Raw genomic sequence first — 16003 nt, 5'->3', positions numbered from 1 at the left:
ACCCTGACGACGCCGCGGCGCGCCCCTCGACCGCCCGGTGAACGCCGCGACGACGGGCGAAACGGCTACCAGAGGGGCCGGACAGCGCCGACCGGCAGGCCGCCGCCGAAGAGCGGCAGTTCGGCGTACTCGGTCAGCACCGGCGCGTCCAGCCCGAGGCGGCGCAGGGCGGAGACCAGCACCGGCATCCGGGCGCGGCCCGCGCCGTCGTCGATCTTGATGGCGACCGCGCCGACCCCGGGCACCGCCGCCGCGACGACCCCCTCGGCGCCGATCTTGGCGAGCAGCCCGGGCACACCCCGCATCAGCCGGCTGTCCTCGGCCCTGGTGCCGCCGACCAGGTCCGGGTGGGCGCGCATCGCGTCGGCCACCGTCCGCGCCACGGTGCCGGGCTCCGCCGAGACGAGCCGGAGGTACGCCCCGGCCAGGCCGATCAGCGAGACGGCGAGCACCGGGGCGCCGCAGCCGTCCACCCCGACCGCCGCAGCCGGCTCGCCCGTGAACTCCTCCACCGCGTCCCGCAGCCGCTGCTGCAACGGGTGCTCCGGACGCCAGTACCCGTCGAGCGGCCAGCCGGCGGCCAGGCAGGTGAGCAGCATCCCGCTGTGCTTGCCGGAGCAGTTCATCTGCGTACGGGTGGGGCCGCCGCCGGCCCGCAGCACGGCCGTCCGCGCCTCGTCGCCCACGGGCAGGTCCGGCGGGCAGTGCAGGGCCGATTCGTCCAGCCCGGCGCGGGCGAGCAGCGCCCCGACCCGGGCCAGGTGGAACTCCTCCCCGGCGTGGCTGGCCGAGACCAGCGCCACGTCGGCGGGGTCGGCCAGCGTCAGCCCGGCGCGGAGCATCCCGACCGTCTGCATCGGCTTGTTGGACGAGCGCGGGAAGACCGGCGAGGTCACGTCCCCGGCGCCGGCCACCGTCTGCCCCGAGGCGTCGAGCACCACCACCGAGCCCCGGTGCACGCCCTCGACGAACCCCGACCGGACCACCTCGGCGAGCGGCGCGCCGCCCTCGTACGTCTTTCCCACAGGGTGGACGGTACCGGCACCGCCGGCAGCGGTCGGCGGGCGGGTGAGCAGGTCGTCGACGACCCGGTGTACAGCAGTGCCGGCCCGGGTCGCCGCTTACCGCCCGGCGGCCGGCACGCCGAGCAGCCCGCGCGCCTCGGCGGTGGTCAGCGGCGGCCGCTGGGCGAGCTGGGCGAAGCCGACCGCCCGGGCGACGAGCTGCATGTTGGACTCGACCGGGCGGCCCTTGGCGTAGGTCACCGTGTCCTCCATGCCGACCCGCAGGTGCCCGCCGGCCGAGAGCGAGGCCAGCATGACCGGGATGGTGCTGCGGCCGATGCCGGTGGCGGAGAAGGTGGTGCCCTCGGGCAGGTCGCGCAGTGCCTGGTGGGCGGCGACCAGCGCCGGGGTGGTGCCCGGCATGCCGCCCGGTACGCCCATCACGAAGTCGACGTGCACGTGCCCGCCGGCCGGCAGGCCGTACTTGCCGAGCAGCCGTTGCAGGGCCGTCAGGTGGCCGAGGTCGAAGATCTCGTACTCGGGCACGATGCCGCGCTCCTGCATGCGGGTGTGCAGGTCGACGATGAACTCCCACCGGTTGAGGAAGACGTCGTCACCGAAGTTGAGCGTGCCCATCGTGCAGGAGGCCATGTCCGGCCCGGCGTCGAGCACGGCGAGCCGGTCGGCCTCCGGGTCGGTCACCGCGCCGCCCGAGGAGAGCTGCACGACGAGGTCGGTGCTCTCCCGCAGCGCCGTCACGGTCTCCCGCAGCCGCCCCTGGTCCAGGGTGGGCCTGGCCTCGTCGTCGCGGATGTGGACGTGGATCACGGCGGCGCCGAGCGCCTCGCACTCCTTGGCGGTCAGTAGCAGCTCGTCGAGCGTCACCGGCAGCGCCGGCACCTCGGCCTTGGCCGACTCCGCGCCGGTGGGGGCAACCGTGATCAACGTCCCTGTCGTCATGCCGGCGATCCTAGACGCCCCGCTCAGACCGGTCGACGCCCCTGATCAGACGTTAGGAAGGGCACCTTCCTCTACCGCAGGCGTTAAGAAGGTGCCCTTCCTTACATCGGGTCGATCGCGGCGGCGGTCTCGCCGATCAGGAGGCGGGCGTCGTCGGCGACGTTGCGCTTGACCACGGCCAGGGCGACCTGCCCCAGCTCGTGGTGGTGCACGGCCGTGCCGACGAAGCCGACCGCCCGGCCGTCGAGGGTCACCGGCGTGCCGGCGACCGGCGGCTGGTCGGTGGTCACCCCGTCCAGGTGCAGGAGTACGAGCCGACGCGGCGGCCGGCCCATGTTGTGCACCCGGGCCACGGTCTCCTGGCCCCGGTAGCAGCCCTTGTCGAGGTGCACGGCCGGGGCGACCAGGTCCACCTCGGCCGGGATGGTCCGGTGGTCGGTGTCCACCCCGACCCGGGCCCGTCGGGCGGCCACCCGCACCGCCTCGTACGCCCACAGCCCGGCGACCGGCACCCCGTTGCCCCGCAGCTGGGTGACCACCTGCTCCATCGCGGCCCGGGGCACCAGCAGGTCCACGCCGAGCGGGCCCCGGCGGGCCCAGCCGCCCACGGGCAGCGGACGCACGTCGTACAGCGCGGTCGGCCGGGGCGGCAGCTCGCCGGAGCGGAACTTCGGGCCCGGCACCGCGACCACGTCGGGCGCGGCCAGCCCGGTCGCGCCGAGCGTCTCGACCGCGGCGGGCGCCTCCGGCCCGACCAGGGAGAGCAGCGCGTGCTCGGGCGTCACGTCGCGCGGCTCGACCTTGCTGAAGAACCGCATCCGCTCCAGGTACGACAGCAGGCCGGCGGTGGCGCCCGGCTCGGTGTCGAGCCAGGTGGTGATGCCGTCCTCGGCGACCATGGCGTGCTGCTCGACGTGCCCGTGCGGGGAGAGCACCAGCAGCTCGGTGCCCTGGCCGGCGGTGAGCTGTGCCAGGTGCTGGCTGGTGAGGGTGTGCAGCCAGCCGATCCGCTCCTCGCCCGGCACCGCGACGACGCCCCGGTGCGACCGGTCGACCAGGCCGACCGCCGTGTCGAGGGTGCGCTGCTCGCGCATCGGGTCGCCGTAGTGCGCCGCCACGCCCCGCACGCCGGCCGCCGCGTGCGCCGGCTCGGGCTGGTCGCGGCTGGCCTCGTCGATGCTCTCGACGCTCACCGCGCCCGCTATGTCGATCATTTCCGGTCCCCGTTCTCACAGCGGACGCAGAGGCCGAAGAACGAGACGTGGCCGATGTCCACCCGGAACCCGCGCTGGCTCGCCAACTGGTCGGCCAGCGGGCGCAGCAGCTCCGGATCGATCTCGTCGATCGCGCCACAGCCCCGGCAGACGAGGTGGACGTGCTGGTCCTCGCCGGCCGCGTGATAGGTCGGCGAGCCGTGCGAGAGGTGGGTGTGGGTGACCAGGCCGAGCCGTTCCAGCAGCTCCAGCGTGCGGTAGATGGTGGTGATGTTGACCCCTGCGGCCACCTCCCGGACGGCGGTGTGCACCTGCTCCGGAGTGGCGTGCCCCAGGTCCAGCACGGCCTGGAGGATCAACTGCCGTTGCGCCGTCAGCCGTAGCCCACGGGCGCGGAGCATTTCCGCGAGGGAGGATTCGGACACCGTCCGATCATAGTTCGCCCCGCCACGCGCGCCGCCGGTGTCGTCCGGCCCGCCGCTAGGCTCGGCGGTCATGGTGGCGTCGAGGATCGCCGTGCCGGGCCGCGGGCTGGTACCGCCCGGCGAGCCGGTGCTGCGCGGCGACGACCGGGGCGTGCTGCACGGCGACGGGCTCTTCGAGACGATGCACCTGCGGGACGGGCGGCCGTGGCTGCGCGACGCGCACCTGGCCCGGCTCGCCCGGGCGGCGGCGGCCATCGACCTGACGCTGCCCGCCGCCGAGGTGCTGGTCGAACTGCTGGACGCCGTCCGCGCCGGCTGGCCCGTCGAGGTGGAGGGGGCGCTGCGCCTGGTCTGCACCCGGGGCCCGGAGGACGGCACCTCGCCCACCGGCTACGCCACGCTGGGCGAGGTACCGGCGGCGACCCGGGCGGCACGCCGGCACGGGATCACCGTGGCGACCCTGCCGCTCGGCGTCGCGGCGCGCGCCCGCGCCGAACTCGACTGGCTGCCGGCCGGGGTCAAGTCCATCTCGTACGCGGTGAGCACCGCCGCCCGCCGGTGGACCGCCCGCGCCGGCGTGGACGACGCGCTCTGGGTCTCCTCCGACGGGTACGCGCTGGAGGGGCCCACGGCCAACCTGGTCTGGCTGGCCGGTGACACCCTCTGCACGGTGCCCGCCGCCGAGACCGGCATCCTGCCGGGCGTGACCGCCGCCTGGCTCCTCGCGCACGCCCACGCGCTCGGTCTGCGCGCCGAGGAGCGCCTGGTCACCCCGGCCGAGCTGCGTACCGCCGACGGCGTCTGGCTCAGCTCGTCCGTCCGTGGCCTCGCGGAGATCCGCACCCTGGACGCCGTCCCGCTGCGCCGCTGCGCGCACACCCCCGCCCTCCAGGCGCTCCTGGGCTTTCCCCGCCCGTGACCCCCGGAAGGAGGGTCAGCCGGCCACCCGGGTGAGGCGGGCGGAGAGGTGGGGGGAGAGGGAGTGGCCCACGGCCGCCATCTCCTGGGCGTAGAGCAGCGCGCCCTCGACGATGCCGAAGAGGCGGTGACCGGCGGTGACCTCCTTGGCGGTCGCCGTGCGGACCACCGCGTCGGTGACGAACTCGATCTGGGTGCCCTTGCGCTTGCCGATGTGCAGCTCCATCACGCCGGTGGGGACGCTCATCAGCGCCTCCAGCTCGTCGGTGGCCCGGTCGCCGTCCATCACCGGTCGCCACCAGCCGACCTCGCGGCCCGCCGGGCGGACCGGGCGGCTCTGCTCGTCGAGCAGCCAGGCGCGCGACTCGTAGAACAGGAACGGCCGGCCGTCGTGGCTGATCCGGATCTCCTGCGCGAAGTCGAAGTCCTCGATGGTGGGGAAGCCACCCCGCCCCCGGCCGCGCCACACCCCGACGTACGGCAGCAGGCCGTCCAGCGTGGGATGCAGCTTCGGGCCGACGCGCAGGTCGTGGCTCTCCTCGTAGGGATACGAATCGACCGGCGGCGCGTTCAGCCACGGCGGTGGCTGCAGGGGGTTCTCGTCGCTCACCAGCGTCCTCTCGATATGCGTACGGCCAGGTAGACCAGGCCACCGGCGAGCCCGCCCAGGCCGGCGACCAGCAGGCTGACGAACCCGATCTCGGTAACCATCGTGACCATCCTATGCTGGGCCCCATGGCCCGCACTCTCGTCGTCAAGGCCACCGCCGGCGCGGACGCCCCGGAGCGGTGTGCCCAGGCCTTCACCGTCGCCGCCACCGCAGCCGCCGCCGGGCTGCACGTGTCGCTCTGGCTGACCGGGGAGTCGACCTGGTTCGCGCTGCCCGGCCGCGCGCAGGAGTTCGAGCTGCCGCACTCGGCCCCACTCGCCGAGCTGCTGCACGTGATCCTGACCACCGGCACGGTGACCGCCTGCACGCAGTGCGCCGCCCGGCGGGACATCGGGCCGGACGACGTGCTGCCGGGCGTCCGCATCGCCGGCGCCGCGGTCTTCGTCGAGGAGGCGACGGCCGAAGGGGCCCAGGCCCTGGTCTACTGACCGCCGCCGGGCCGATACCGGCCCGGCAGGTCGGACAGATGCCTACGATTCGAGTGTGACCGAGGCGACGGAGCGATTCTTCGAATCACTGCCGGCGCGCGCCCCCGAGGTGCTGGTCAGCCCGGTCAGCGGGACGATGCAGATCGATCTCGCGCAGGGCGGCCAGACGGTGCACTGGCTGGTCCGCCTTCGTCCGGGCGAGATCGAGGTGAGCCGCGACCGGGGGCCCGCCGACGCGATCTGGTACACCAGCGCGGACCTGTTCGACCGGCTCGTCACCGGCCGGGCCCAGGCGATCTCGTCGGTGCTGCGCAACGAGAGCAGCTTCAGCGGCGACGTCGTGCTCTTCCTGCTGTTCCACCGGTTCTTCCCCGACCCGCCCGGCACCCGGGATCCCCGCACGGTCGCCCGCAGACAGGCCGGGCGGCTGCCGTGAAGGAACTGGTCAGCATCCTGGACGGCAACACCTTCCTGGTCAGCGACAGCCGCGGCGACATCGAGCCGTCCCTCGACTTCCCGACCGGGCTCTTCTCGTTCGACACCCGGCACCTCTCCACCTGGTTGCTGACCCTCGACGGCGAACGGCTGCACGCCCTCTCCGTCGACACCGCGGAGTCCTTCCGCACCCGCTTCTTCCTCGTGCCCGGCGAACCGACGCACTACCTGGACGCGAAGGTCTCGATGATCCGGAGCCGGGCCATCGGCGGCAGCTTCGAGGAGGAGCTGACGCTGCTCAACCACTCCGGCGAGGAGATGGAGTTCGTCGTCCACCTCGACATGGGCTCCGACTTCGCGGACCTGTTCGAGATCAAGCACGTCCGGCGCAAGGAGGGCCACTCCACCGCCACCGTCGGCGAGAACGAGCTGCGCCTGACCTACCGCCGGGACAGGTTCCACCGCGAGACGGTCATCCACACCAGCGTGCCCGCGCACATCGAGGTCTCCGGCATGACCTACCGGGTCCGGGTCGGCCCGCGCGGCGAGTGGACGACGCGGCTGCACGTGTCGACCGTCGTCTACGGCGCGCGCGGCGAGGACATCCGGGCCAACCTCCCGCAGTACGGGGGCAGTCGCGGCCCGGACGCGATCCGGGCCGAGCAGGACGAACTCGTCGCCCGGGCGCCGAAGCTCGGCTGCGACTGCCAGCCGCTGGCCGGGGCGTACCGGCAGAGCCTGAACGACCTGGCGGCGCTGCGCTACGAGTCGATCACCCTCGGCGTACGCCTGGTGGCCGCCGGCCTGCCGTGGTTCATGACGCTGTTCGGCCGGGACAGCATCATCACCTCGCTCCAGGTGGTGCCGTTCCTGCCGGAGCTGATCCCGCCGACCCTCATGATGCTGGCCGGCCTCCAGGGGCACCGGATCGACGACTTCCGGGACGAGGAGCCGGGCAAGATCCTGCACGAGCTGCGCTACGGCGAGACGGCGGGCTTCGAGGAACAGCCCCACTCGCCGTACTACGGCTCGGCGGACTCGACGCCGCTGTTCGTCATCCTGCTCGACGAGTACGAGCGGTGGACCGGCGACGACAGGCTGGTACGGGGACTGGAGGCCCAGACCCGGGCCGCCCTCGCCTGGATCGACACGTACGGGGACCTGCTCGGCACCGGCTACCTCTGGTACCAGACCCGCAACCCGGACACCGGGTTGGCGAACCAGTGCTGGAAGGACTCCTGGGACGCGATCTCGTACCGCGACGGCCGGTTCCCCGGCTTCCCCCGCGCCACCTGCGAACTCCAGGGCTACGCGTACGACGCGAAGATCCGCGGCGCCCGACTGGCCCGGAAGTTCTGGGGCGACCCCGCGTATGCCGACCGGCTGGAGCGGGAGGCGGCCGAGCTGAAGCTCCGGTTCAACCGGGACTTCTGGATCCCGGAACGGGGGTACTACGCGCTCGCCCTGGACGCCGACGGCCGGCAGGTGGACGCCCTCACCTCCAACATCGGGCACCTGCTGTGGAGCGGCATCGTCGACGAGTCGCGGGCCGGTCGGATCGCCGAACACCTGATGGGGCCGCGGCTCTACTCCGGCTGGGGCGTCCGGACCCTCGCCGACGACCAGGGGCGCTACAACCCCGTCGGCTACCACGTCGGGACGGTGTGGCCGTTCGACAACTCGATCATCGCCTGGGGGCTGTGGCGGTACGGCTTCCGCCGGGAGGCCGGGCAGATCTGCAAGGCGATGCTGGCCGCGTCCCCGTTCTTCGGCGGGCGGCTGCCGGAGGCCTTCGCCGGCTACGAGCGGGACCTCACCGACTACCCGGTGGAGTACCCCACCGCGTGCAGCCCGCAGGCCTGGTCGGCGGGCACGCCGCTGCTGCTGCTCCGGGTGATGTTGGGCCTGGAGCCGCAGGGCGACCACCTGATCATCGACCCCGCCGTGCCCGAGGGCATAGGGCGGATCGAGCTGCTCGACATCCCCGGCCGCTGGGGCCACGTCGACGCCCTGGGCCGCAGCCGCGCCCCGCACGACCACCCTGGCGGCCGCTGACCCAAGGGGTCAGGCAGGGCGGCCACTGACCCAAGGGTCAGGCAGGGCAGCCGGTGCTGGCCGAGACGACGACCCGGTCGCCCGAGAGGTCGGCGACGACGGTCACCGGGCCACGACGGTAGGCGTACGCCTGCGGGTCGTCCAGCACCGGACGGCGGGTGACGGGGGCCAGGGCGGCGGCCGGGGACGCGGGGGCCGTGACACCGGCGGAGCGCGCGGAGCGGGCGGTGCCGCCGCCGGGGCAGGGCGCGGTGACCACCGGGAGGGCCGGACCGGCCGGAGCCCCGAGGGCCCGCAGGGCCTCCTCCAGGGCGTCCGCCTCCGCGCCGGCGGCACCGGTCGCGGGTACGTCGTAGCCGTCGCCCACCGGCCGACAGCCGGTGTCGACGGTCAGCCGGACCCGGCCGTCCCCCGCGACCCCGCCCGAGACGGTGACGAACTCGCCCGCGTCGCCGCGCAACCGGGGACCGTCCGAGGTGACCCGGACCCCGGCCCGCCAGTCTGCCGGCAGCCGGCCGGCGACCTGCTCCAACAGCGTCGCCTCCCCGCCCGCCGCGACGAAGACGTCCACCCCGCGCGACAGGTCGGCGCCGGCGGCGAACGGGGTGACCCGGCAGCCCCGATCGACCACCGGTGGGGTCAGCACGGCGGTGTCGCCGGCCGCCGCGACAAGTGCGCCGACCGCGCGGTCGACGACGCCACCGGCCTCGGTCAGGGTGCGCTGCTCCCGGACGGTCGGCGGATCGTTGCGCACCGAGAGCCAGGTCAGCGCCGCCAGCAGCACCGCCCACGCCACCGTGCCGGCGACCAGCCAGGGCAGCCACCGTCGGGGGGCCGCCGGCCGACCGGGACCGGTAGGCGGGGCCTGCCCCGCCGCTTCCACGCCGTTCACGGGGGCAATCGTGTCACGCCGGTCGACCGTGCCCGGAGACGGTCGCGGCCCGCCACCTGGGAAGGCGACGGGCCACGGGCCGATCAGAGCGTGGAAAGGTCAGGAGGCGACCGTGACGGCGACCTCGTTGATGCCCCGGGCGGCGGTCACGGCGGTGTCGCCGTTGCCGTGCCGCGAGAGCGCCCGCAGGGTCCAGGAGCCCGGCGCGGCGAAGAACCGGAACTGGCCGGCCGGCGAGGTCACCACCTCGGCGGTGAACTCACCGGTCGAGTCGAGCAGCCGGACGTACGCGCCCGGAACGGCCTCGCCCGCGTCGGAGCGGACGACGCCGGTGATCACGGTTTCCTTCTCCAGGTCCAGACTCGCGGGCAGCGGGGCGGACTGGTCGGGCGCGGCGCAGCCGGCAGCGGTGGGTGCGGTCATGACTCAGGCCTCCCCGGGCTCGTCGCCGAGCGCGACCGGCACGCCGACCAGCGAGCCGTACTCGGTCCAGGATCCGTCGTAGTTCTTCACGTTGCGGTGGCCGAGCAGCTCCTGGAGCACGAACCAGGAGTGCGAGGAACGCTCGCCGATCCGGCAGTACGCGATGGTCTCGCGGCTGTCGTCCAGCCCGGCGTCGGCGTAGATCCTGCGCAGCTCGTCGTCGGACTTGAAGGTGCCGTCCTCGTTGGCCGCCTTGGACCACGGCACGCTGATCGCCGTGGGGATGTGCCCGGCCCGCTGCGCCTGCTCCTGCGGCAGGTGGGCGGGGGCGAGCAGCCGGCCGGCGAACTCGTCGGGGCTGCGCACGTCGACCAGGTTCTTGGTGCCGATGGCGGCCACGACCTCGTCCCGGAAGGCCCGGATCGAGGTGTCCGGCTCCTGCGCCACGTACTGCGTCGCCGGGCGGGTCACCGCGTCCCGGACCAGCGGGCGGGCGTCCAGCTCCCACTTCTTGCGACCGCCGTCGAGCAGCTTCACGTCGCGGTGGCCGTAGAGCTTGAAGTACCAGTACGCGTACGCGGCGAACCAGTTGTTGTTGCCGCCGTAGAGGATGACGGTGTCGTCGTTGCTGATGCCCCGCTCGGAGAGCAGCGCCTCGAACTGGCTCTTGTTGACGAAGTCCCGGCGCACCTGGTCCTGGAGGTCGGTCTTCCAGTCCAGCTTGATCGCGCCGGCGATGTGGCCGGTGTCGTAGGCCGAGGTGTCCTCGTCGACCTCGACGAAGACGACGCCCGGGGCGTCGAGGTTCTTCTCGGCCCATTCGGCCGAGACGAGTGCGGTGTCGCGACTCATCAGATCACTCCCTGGTGAGGATGGATGGTGAACCAGCACGAGGGCATCGAAAGTCGTGACGATCGCACCACGCGCGGATCCACCGTATGGACGGATCACGGGTTCGTGCGACGGCGCCGCTGCCGGGCGTTGAAAGAGAGCACGGGAGAAGAAAAAAATCCCTGCCTGCCGGTGGCCGCTAGGCGGCCGAGGACAGCCCCGCCGTCAGATGACGGGGCGACACAGGCAGGTGGCCACGCGGCACAGGTCGACCGCGCGCCGTTTGGTGAGGAGCGTCCCCATGAGCAGGGAGCCTACCAGCCGAGCACGGGCACACCACCTGGCCGACCAGCATCCGGGACGCCCGTACTGGTAGCCCGGGGTGCAAGGAAGGGCACCTTCCTATCGCGATCGGTAGAGGAAGGGGCCCTTCCTAACCGGCAGGCGCGGGCAGACGCGGACGCAGGCGCGGGCGGGCGCGGACGCAAGCGCGGGCAGCGCGGGGCGGGGCGGGGCGAGGGCCGGAGGCGGTGGGTCGGCCGGGTCGGTCAGCCGGCGGCGGAGTTGATCGGTACGTTCCTGGCGTCCGCGGTGACGGCCAGCCCCTCGGGCAGCGGCCGGACCTCCCGTACGGCGAGCTGGAACGGCAGCTCGGGCAGGGGCACGTCGATGGAGATGCTGCGGGCGTAGTTGCTGAGCAGCGTCCGGGCCAGCGGCAGGTTCGGCAGGCCGTCGGCGTTCAGGTCGTTGAACTTCAGCGCCACCTGCCCCTCCTTGCCGACCGTGATGTCGGCGGTGCCGGTCACGGTGAGGCGCTGGCCGAGGATGTCGACCGGGGCGGTGACGGCCAGCCGGCCGTTCTGCTCGCCGAGGGTCAGCCCCGGCCGGTCGAGCAGCTTGGCGAGGCTGTCGTAGCTGATGGTGCCCGTCCCGTCGACCGTCTCGGCGACCACGTCGCCCTGCCCCGAACGGATGGTGTCGAGCGAGGCGCGCACGTTGCGGGCGTCCACGTCGAGCTTCGGCAGCGCGACCGCGTCGCCGCGCACCGAGCCCTGCACGTCGCGCAACGCGATGGAGATGCGCTCGTACCGGCCGTCGAGCACCTGGGTGAGGAACGGGACCCCGCCGACCTCCACCTTCGGCGGCGAGGACTGCGCCCCCTGCTTGGCGATCTCCTGCCGGACCTGGTCGGCGATGGCGCGCTCGGCCACCCCCACGGCGACCCGGTCGGCCACCACGATCAGTCCGCCCAGGACCAGCAGCAGCACGACGAGGGTGATGAGCACCTTGCGCCCGCGTCGCCGGGGCCGCTCCTCGTACGTGTCGTCGTGCGCCACGCCGCCTCCTGTCGTCAGTGCCGAGGGTGCCGCGGAGCGGCCCACCGGTGGTACCCGATCGGGGAAAAGCTCAACCGCCGCGTCAGAGAACGAGCTTGCACATGGCGTACGCGGCCGGCGCGGCCAGGGCGAAGCCACCGAGGGGCCCCTGCATGTGCCGGGCCACCCACATGGTCGGCGGCTCCCCCGCCATCAGCCGGCCCGCCTCGGCGTAGCCCACGGCAAGGTCGGCCAGCACGGCGGTGACCGCCGCGACCAGCCCGATGATCGCGGCCCGGGTGGGGGTGAAGGGCGTCACCAGGTAGCTGCCGAGGACGGCGCTGACCAGCGTGCCGACCATCGCGCCGGCGACCACGCCGGCCGCGCCCCGGGGCACCTGGGGGGCCAGCCGCGGCCATGGCGCGACCGCGTCGGTCAGCCGGGCGACGGTGAGCGCGACCGCGCTGGCGGTGAGGCACACCGTGATGGCCTGGGTGCCCGCCGGGATCCGGCTGAGCACGATCAGGGTGGCGAAGGCGACGACGCCGACCACGATCAGCAGGGTGCTGCCGAGCGAGTCGGTCACCCGCACCCGGTCGACCCGCCGGACGAGCTGGCCGAGCACCCCGAGGGCGAAGCCGCCCGCCGCGACGTAGCCCAGTGGTGCCAGGCCGGCGACGTCCGTCTGCACGGCCGCGGTGTCGGCCGCCACCGCGGCGCCGGCGCTGACGGCGGCCACCAGCAGCAGCGCGGGCGGTCGCATGGCCATCGTCCAGGCCAGCACGAAGAGCAACTGCACACCGAAGACGACGAACGCGAAGGGCAGGCGGTGCCCCGGGCCCGCGGTCTGCGCCCCGAGCACCAGACCCACCCCGAGCAGCGCGGCGAACCCGGCGACGGTCAGCGCGAGCGGGCGGCGCACCTCGACCGGCTCCACCGGCTCCTCGTCCGGCTCGTCGTCCGGCTCGTCGTCGGGTCGCCGGGCCGGCTCACCGGCCCGCCGGGCGCGGCGCGGGCCGCTGCGCTCCCGGCGCTCGCCGTCGTCGTCGGGGGCCGGCCCGGTGCGCGGCGCCGGCGGCTGGCCACGGGACGGGCCGGACGGCTCGGGGCGGGGCCCGTCGGGCCACTGGTCGCGGCCGGCCTCGGGCGAGCTGGAGGGAAACACGCCCCGATCGTGCCAGACCCGCCGGCCGACGCGGGGGCCACGGTTTCGGCAACGTTAAAACCTGGGGTCACGATCAGGGGCAAGCCGGGCAAATGGGAAGGGACGCGGAGGCGCGACCGGGGCCTTCGGTTACGCTCAAGCCGTTACCCGCCCGTCAGCGACGCCGGGACCCACGCAAGTTCATCAGCGTCACGCCCCGCCACGGAGTGCGCTGGTCGCGCGCGGCCGACGGCCGCCGGGACGGAGGTGATCGTGGAGATCCTGCTGCTGGTGACCGCGCGCGCAGGCGAACCATCCGCAGTGCTGCCGGCGCTCGACCTGCTGCCGCACTCGGTCCGCACCGCGCCACGCGACGTCCGCACCCTGGTCGCCGGCCCCAGTCCGGACGCGGTGCTGGTCGACGCCCGCTCCGAACTGAGCGAGGCGCGGGCGACCTGCCGGATGCTGCACGCCACCGGGCTCGGGGTGCCCCTGGTCGCGGTGGTCACCGAGGCCGGCCTGATCGCGCTCAACGCCGACTGGGGCGTCGACGACGTCATCCTCGCCGCCGCCGGGCCGGCCGAGGTGGAGGCCCGGCTGCGGCTCGCCGTCGGGCGGCTGAGCAACGCCACCTCCGGGGCCGGCGGCTCGATCCGCGCCGGCGAGCTGACGATCGACCCGGACACCTACGCCGCGAAGCTCAAGGGTCGGCCGCTCGACCTCACCTACAAGGAGTTCGAGCTGCTGAAGTTCCTGGCCCAGCACCCGGGCCGGGTGTTCACCCGGGACCAGCTCCTGCGCGAGGTGTGGGGCTACGACTACTTCGGCGGCACGCGCACCGTCGACGTGCACGTCCGGCGGCTGCGCGCCAAGCTCGGCTCCGAGTACGAGTCGATGATCGGCACGGTGCGGCAGGTGGGTTACAAGTTCGTCGTACCGCCCTCGCGGTCCCTGCCGGAGAGCGAGCACGCGCCCCTGCCGGTCTGAACCTCCCCGCCCCCTTCGGGGACGGTTTCGCATATGCCCTTTTTGCGCAGCTCGCCGGTTCTATTCTGACTGCCGGGTTTGCGACAAAAAGGGGGCGGCGGAGTGCGCATCGACCACGGGGGCGGCGGCGGATCGACACGGTGGGGCCCGCTGATCCGGGATCCCTCGGCCGCGCGCACCATCGGGCTCGTCACGCTGGTGGTCGCCGCGCTGCTCGGTTCCGCGTACGCCCTCGGGCGCAGCCTGGTCCCCGACCCGCCGACGTCCCGGTCCAGCGTGACCACCAGCGCCACCGGCCCGGACTACGCCGACCAGCCGCCGACGAAGGACACTCCGCGCCGCACCCCGGAGGGCGAGCCGAGCACCAGCCCGGCGGAGGCCGGGCAGGACGGCGGCGCCAGCCCCGACGGCACGCCGTCGCCGGGACCGGCCGACGGGCCGTTCGGCACGCAGACCACGAGCGGCACCTCGCTGGTCGCGCTGACCTTCGACGACGGGCCGGACCCGCAGTACACGCCGCAGGTGCTCGCCCTGCTCCGCGAGCACCAGGTGCGGGCCACCTTCTGCGTGGTCGGCGAGAACGCGCAGCGCCACCCGGACCTCATCCGGGCCATCGCCGCCGACGGGCACACCCTGTGCAACCACAGCTGGAACCACGACGTCGACCTCGGCCGCCGGTCGCCCGCCGCCATCCGGGCGGACCTGCTGCGCACCAGCGAGGCGATCCGGGCGGCGGTGCCCGACGCGCCGATCGCGTACTACCGGCAGCCCGGCGGCGCCTGGACGGGCCCGGTGGTGTCGGTGTCCCACGAACTCGGCATGACGCCGCTGCACTGGACCGTGGACCCGGCGGACTGGGAGCTGCCGGGAGCCGGCCGGATCGCGGCGACGGTCGTGGCGGGCGTCGTGCCCGGCTCGGTCGTGCTGTTGCACGACGCCGGCGGCGACCGGCAGGGCACGGTGGACGCGCTGCACCGCATCCTGCCCGACCTGACCAGCCGGTTCCAGGTGGAGGCGCTGCCCGACGGGGGGACGTGAGCCGACCCGACCACGGGTGGTCCGGCCGGGCGACCGCCGCACCGCCTGCGGTGGCCCGCCGAGCGCGGCGGCGCCGGGGATCGACCGGACTACGGTGACGTCATGAGCAACCCCGAAGCGAGCAGCGGCCGGGTGACCCGGGCCGACCGCCTCAGCCCCACGGAGATCGCCGACGTGACGACCCTCGCCCGGGTCGCCGGCGACGCGGACGGGGCGGACCCGTTCGACGAGCACGTCCTGCTCCGGCTGCGCGACCCGGACGCGCCCGCCGTGCACCTGACCACCCGGGCGGACGACGGCACACTGACCGGGTACGCGCACCTGGACACCACCGACCCGGGCGCGGGGATCGGGGTGGAACTGGTGGTGCACCCGGCGTACCGGCGGCGCGGGACGGGCCGCGCGCTGGCCCGGGGCGTCCTCGCGGCGGCCGACGGCCCGCTGCGGGTCTGGGCGCACGGCGACCACCCCTCCGCCGCCGCGCTCGGCGTCGACCTGGGCCTGCGCCGGGCCCGGGTGCTCTGGCAACTGCGCCGGCCGCTGACCGCCCCGATCCCCGACCACCCGCTGCCGGACGGGGTGACGCTACGCGCGTTCCGGCCCGGCGCCGACGACGAGGAGTGGCTGGCGCTCAACGCGCGGGCCTTCGCCGAGCACCCGGAACAGGGCCGCTGGTCCCCCGCCGACCTGCGGGTACGCCTCGACGAGCCGTGGTTCGACCCGGAGGGCTTCCTGCTCGCCGTCGACGGGTCCACCGGCCGGCTGCTCGGCTTCCACTGGACGAAGGTCCACGAACGACCCGGCTCGGCCCGGATCGGCGAGGTCTACGTCCTCGGCGTGGACCCGTCGGCCCACCGCGGCGGGCTCGGCCGGGCGCTGACCGCGGCCGGCCTGGCGTACCTGCGGGACCGGCGGGACCTGGACCGGGTCATGCTCTACGTCGACGAGTCGAACGCCGCCGCCGTCGCGCTCTACGAGCGGCTCGGCTTCGCCCGCTGGTCGGCGCACGTCAACTACCAGTCGGCCTGACGCCGAAACGGGCCCGGGTCGCGACGGCCCGGGCCCGTGCCGCGCGCGCCGCCGCCCCCGAAGATCCCCCATACTTCCGACAGCGGCAGCCGAGTTCACACAACGGACAACCCGCCCTCAGCGAGCGGTCATCTGCCCTGTCGCACCTGTTCACTCCCCGTTCACTTCCGACCGGCGAACCGGCTACCTGGCGCTCCTAACTTTGGATCAGCCGGTGAGCGCCGGTACCCCGGG

Annotated in this window: 19 protein-coding genes; 7 read left to right on the top strand and 12 right to left on the bottom strand. The window is 74.2% G+C overall.

Features of this window, described 5'->3' with window-relative positions; all coding sequences use genetic code 11:
• Nucleotides 1–65: 65 nt before the first annotated feature.
• The 4 genes from RM555_RS11925 to RM555_RS11910 all read right to left on the bottom strand — a co-directional run bounded on the left by RM555_RS11925 (nt 66) and on the right by RM555_RS11910 (nt 3603).
• A complete protein-coding gene (locus tag RM555_RS11925) occupies nt 66–1025 on the bottom strand; it encodes an asparaginase (RefSeq protein WP_311411789.1) in 960 nt (319 codons plus the stop codon).
• Nucleotides 1026–1121: 96 nt separating this feature from the next.
• Nucleotides 1122–1964 (bottom strand): BKACE family enzyme, encoded by an 843-nt coding sequence (locus tag RM555_RS11920; protein ID WP_311411788.1) that lies wholly within the window; start codon nt 1962–1964, stop codon nt 1122–1124.
• A 101-nt stretch (nt 1965–2065) separates the two neighbouring features.
• Nucleotides 2066–3178 (bottom strand): CAF17-like 4Fe-4S cluster assembly/insertion protein YgfZ, encoded by a 1113-nt coding sequence (gene ygfZ / locus RM555_RS11915; protein WP_311411787.1) that lies wholly within the window; start codon nt 3176–3178, stop codon nt 2066–2068.
• Nucleotides 3175–3603, bottom strand: coding sequence for a Fur family transcriptional regulator (locus tag RM555_RS11910; RefSeq protein ID WP_132230754.1), 429 nt, complete (start codon nt 3601–3603; stop codon nt 3175–3177). Before RM555_RS11910 ends, ygfZ begins: the two co-directional genes overlap by 4 nt.
• 70 nt (nt 3604–3673) lie before the next feature.
• On the opposite strand from RM555_RS11910, the gene RM555_RS11905 reads away from it, so the two are divergent.
• On the top strand, nt 3674–4522 hold the full coding sequence (locus RM555_RS11905) for an aminotransferase class IV (RefSeq protein WP_311411786.1): 849 nt from the start codon (nt 3674–3676) through the stop codon (nt 4520–4522).
• 15 nt (nt 4523–4537) lie between these two features.
• Here RM555_RS11905 and RM555_RS11900 read toward each other — a convergent pair whose 3' ends face one another.
• Nucleotides 4538–5131, bottom strand: coding sequence for an FABP family protein (locus RM555_RS11900; protein WP_311411785.1), 594 nt, complete (start codon nt 5129–5131; stop codon nt 4538–4540).
• On the bottom strand, nt 5128–5232 hold the full coding sequence (gene mtfM, locus RM555_RS11895) for a small membrane protein MtfM (protein ID WP_030327764.1): 105 nt from the start codon (nt 5230–5232) through the stop codon (nt 5128–5130). The genes RM555_RS11900 and mtfM overlap by 4 nt, the downstream gene beginning before the upstream one ends.
• A gap of 12 nt (nt 5233–5244) precedes the next feature.
• On the opposite strand from mtfM, the gene RM555_RS11890 reads away from it, so the two are divergent.
• The 3 genes from RM555_RS11890 to RM555_RS11880 are packed head-to-tail and all read left to right on the top strand — an operon-like array spanning nt 5245 to nt 8109.
• Entirely contained in the window at nt 5245–5619 is a 375-nt protein-coding gene (locus RM555_RS11890) for a DsrE family protein (protein ID WP_121400033.1), read from the top strand.
• A gap of 55 nt (nt 5620–5674) precedes the next feature.
• Entirely contained in the window at nt 5675–6055 is a 381-nt protein-coding gene (locus tag RM555_RS11885; RefSeq protein WP_132230750.1) for an SCP2 sterol-binding domain-containing protein, read from the top strand.
• The gene (locus tag RM555_RS11880; protein ID WP_311411784.1) at nt 6052–8109 is read left to right on the top strand and encodes an amylo-alpha-1,6-glucosidase; all 2058 of its coding nucleotides are present in this window, start codon (nt 6052–6054) and stop codon (nt 8107–8109) included. The genes RM555_RS11885 and RM555_RS11880 overlap by 4 nt, the downstream gene beginning before the upstream one ends.
• A 37-nt stretch (nt 8110–8146) precedes the next feature.
• On the opposite strand, the gene RM555_RS11875 is transcribed toward RM555_RS11880, so the two are convergent.
• The 6 genes from RM555_RS11875 to RM555_RS11850 form a co-directional block, all read right to left on the bottom strand.
• Complete coding sequence (locus RM555_RS11875; RefSeq protein WP_311411783.1) at nt 8147–9001, bottom strand: hypothetical protein; 855 nt, start codon at nt 8999–9001, stop codon at nt 8147–8149.
• Between the two features lie 99 nt (nt 9002–9100).
• A complete protein-coding gene (locus tag RM555_RS11870) occupies nt 9101–9424 on the bottom strand; it encodes a DUF1416 domain-containing protein (protein ID WP_311411782.1) in 324 nt (107 codons plus the stop codon).
• 3 nt (nt 9425–9427) lie between these two features.
• Nucleotides 9428–10276, bottom strand: a complete 849-nt coding sequence (locus RM555_RS11865; protein WP_311411781.1) for a sulfurtransferase — start codon at nt 10274–10276, stop codon at nt 9428–9430.
• A gap of 204 nt (nt 10277–10480) precedes the next feature.
• The gene (locus tag RM555_RS11860; RefSeq protein ID WP_311202345.1) at nt 10481–10558 is read right to left on the bottom strand and encodes an Ms5788A family Cys-rich leader peptide; all 78 of its coding nucleotides are present in this window, start codon (nt 10556–10558) and stop codon (nt 10481–10483) included.
• Between the two features lie 245 nt (nt 10559–10803).
• Entirely contained in the window at nt 10804–11592 is a 789-nt protein-coding gene (locus RM555_RS11855; RefSeq protein WP_311411780.1) for an LmeA family phospholipid-binding protein, read from the bottom strand.
• An 82-nt stretch (nt 11593–11674) separates the two neighbouring features.
• On the bottom strand, nt 11675–12736 hold the full coding sequence (locus RM555_RS11850) for a hypothetical protein (RefSeq protein WP_311411779.1): 1062 nt from the start codon (nt 12734–12736) through the stop codon (nt 11675–11677).
• A gap of 246 nt (nt 12737–12982) precedes the next feature.
• Here RM555_RS11850 and RM555_RS11845 point away from each other — a divergent pair, with 246 nt between their 5' ends.
• From RM555_RS11845 to mshD, 3 genes are all read left to right on the top strand, one after another.
• A complete protein-coding gene (locus RM555_RS11845; RefSeq protein ID WP_197697787.1) occupies nt 12983–13702 on the top strand; it encodes a winged helix-turn-helix transcriptional regulator in 720 nt (239 codons plus the stop codon).
• A 108-nt stretch (nt 13703–13810) separates the two neighbouring features.
• On the top strand, nt 13811–14740 hold the full coding sequence (locus tag RM555_RS11840) for a polysaccharide deacetylase family protein (RefSeq protein ID WP_396888741.1): 930 nt from the start codon (nt 13811–13813) through the stop codon (nt 14738–14740).
• 102 nt (nt 14741–14842) lie between these two features.
• Nucleotides 14843–15769 (top strand): mycothiol synthase, encoded by a 927-nt coding sequence (mshD, locus tag RM555_RS11835; protein ID WP_311411778.1) that lies wholly within the window; start codon nt 14843–14845, stop codon nt 15767–15769.
• The last annotated feature ends 234 nt before the right edge of the window (nt 15770–16003 follow it).

It is taken from the genome of Micromonospora reichwaldensis, assembly GCF_031845925.1.
Lineage (GTDB): Bacteria > Actinomycetota > Actinomycetes > Mycobacteriales > Micromonosporaceae > Micromonospora > Micromonospora reichwaldensis.
This window is presented reverse-complemented; position numbering and strand designations above follow the sequence as displayed.

Excerpts from the sequence above, each read along its gene's own strand:
- RM555_RS11920 (WP_311411788.1), bottom strand. The coding sequence starts at position 1,964 with ATGACGACAGGGACGTTGATCACGGTTGCCCCCACCGGCGCGGAGTCG.
- ygfZ (WP_311411787.1), bottom strand. The coding sequence starts at position 3,178 with ATGATCGACATAGCGGGCGCGGTGAGCGTCGAGAGCATCGACGAGGCC.
- RM555_RS11905 (WP_311411786.1), top strand. The coding sequence starts at position 3,674 with ATGGTGGCGTCGAGGATCGCCGTGCCGGGCCGCGGGCTGGTACCGCCC.
- mtfM (WP_030327764.1), bottom strand. The coding sequence starts at position 5,232 with ATGGTTACCGAGATCGGGTTCGTCAGCCTGCTGGTCGCCGGCCTGGGC.
- RM555_RS11890 (WP_121400033.1), top strand. The coding sequence starts at position 5,245 with ATGCTGGGCCCCATGGCCCGCACTCTCGTCGTCAAGGCCACCGCCGGC.
- RM555_RS11870 (WP_311411782.1), bottom strand. The coding sequence starts at position 9,424 with ATGACCGCACCCACCGCTGCCGGCTGCGCCGCGCCCGACCAGTCCGCC.
- RM555_RS11865 (WP_311411781.1), bottom strand. The coding sequence starts at position 10,276 with ATGAGTCGCGACACCGCACTCGTCTCGGCCGAATGGGCCGAGAAGAAC.
- RM555_RS11860 (WP_311202345.1), bottom strand. The coding sequence starts at position 10,558 with ATGGGGACGCTCCTCACCAAACGGCGCGCGGTCGACCTGTGCCGCGTG.
- mshD (WP_311411778.1), top strand. The coding sequence starts at position 14,843 with ATGAGCAACCCCGAAGCGAGCAGCGGCCGGGTGACCCGGGCCGACCGC.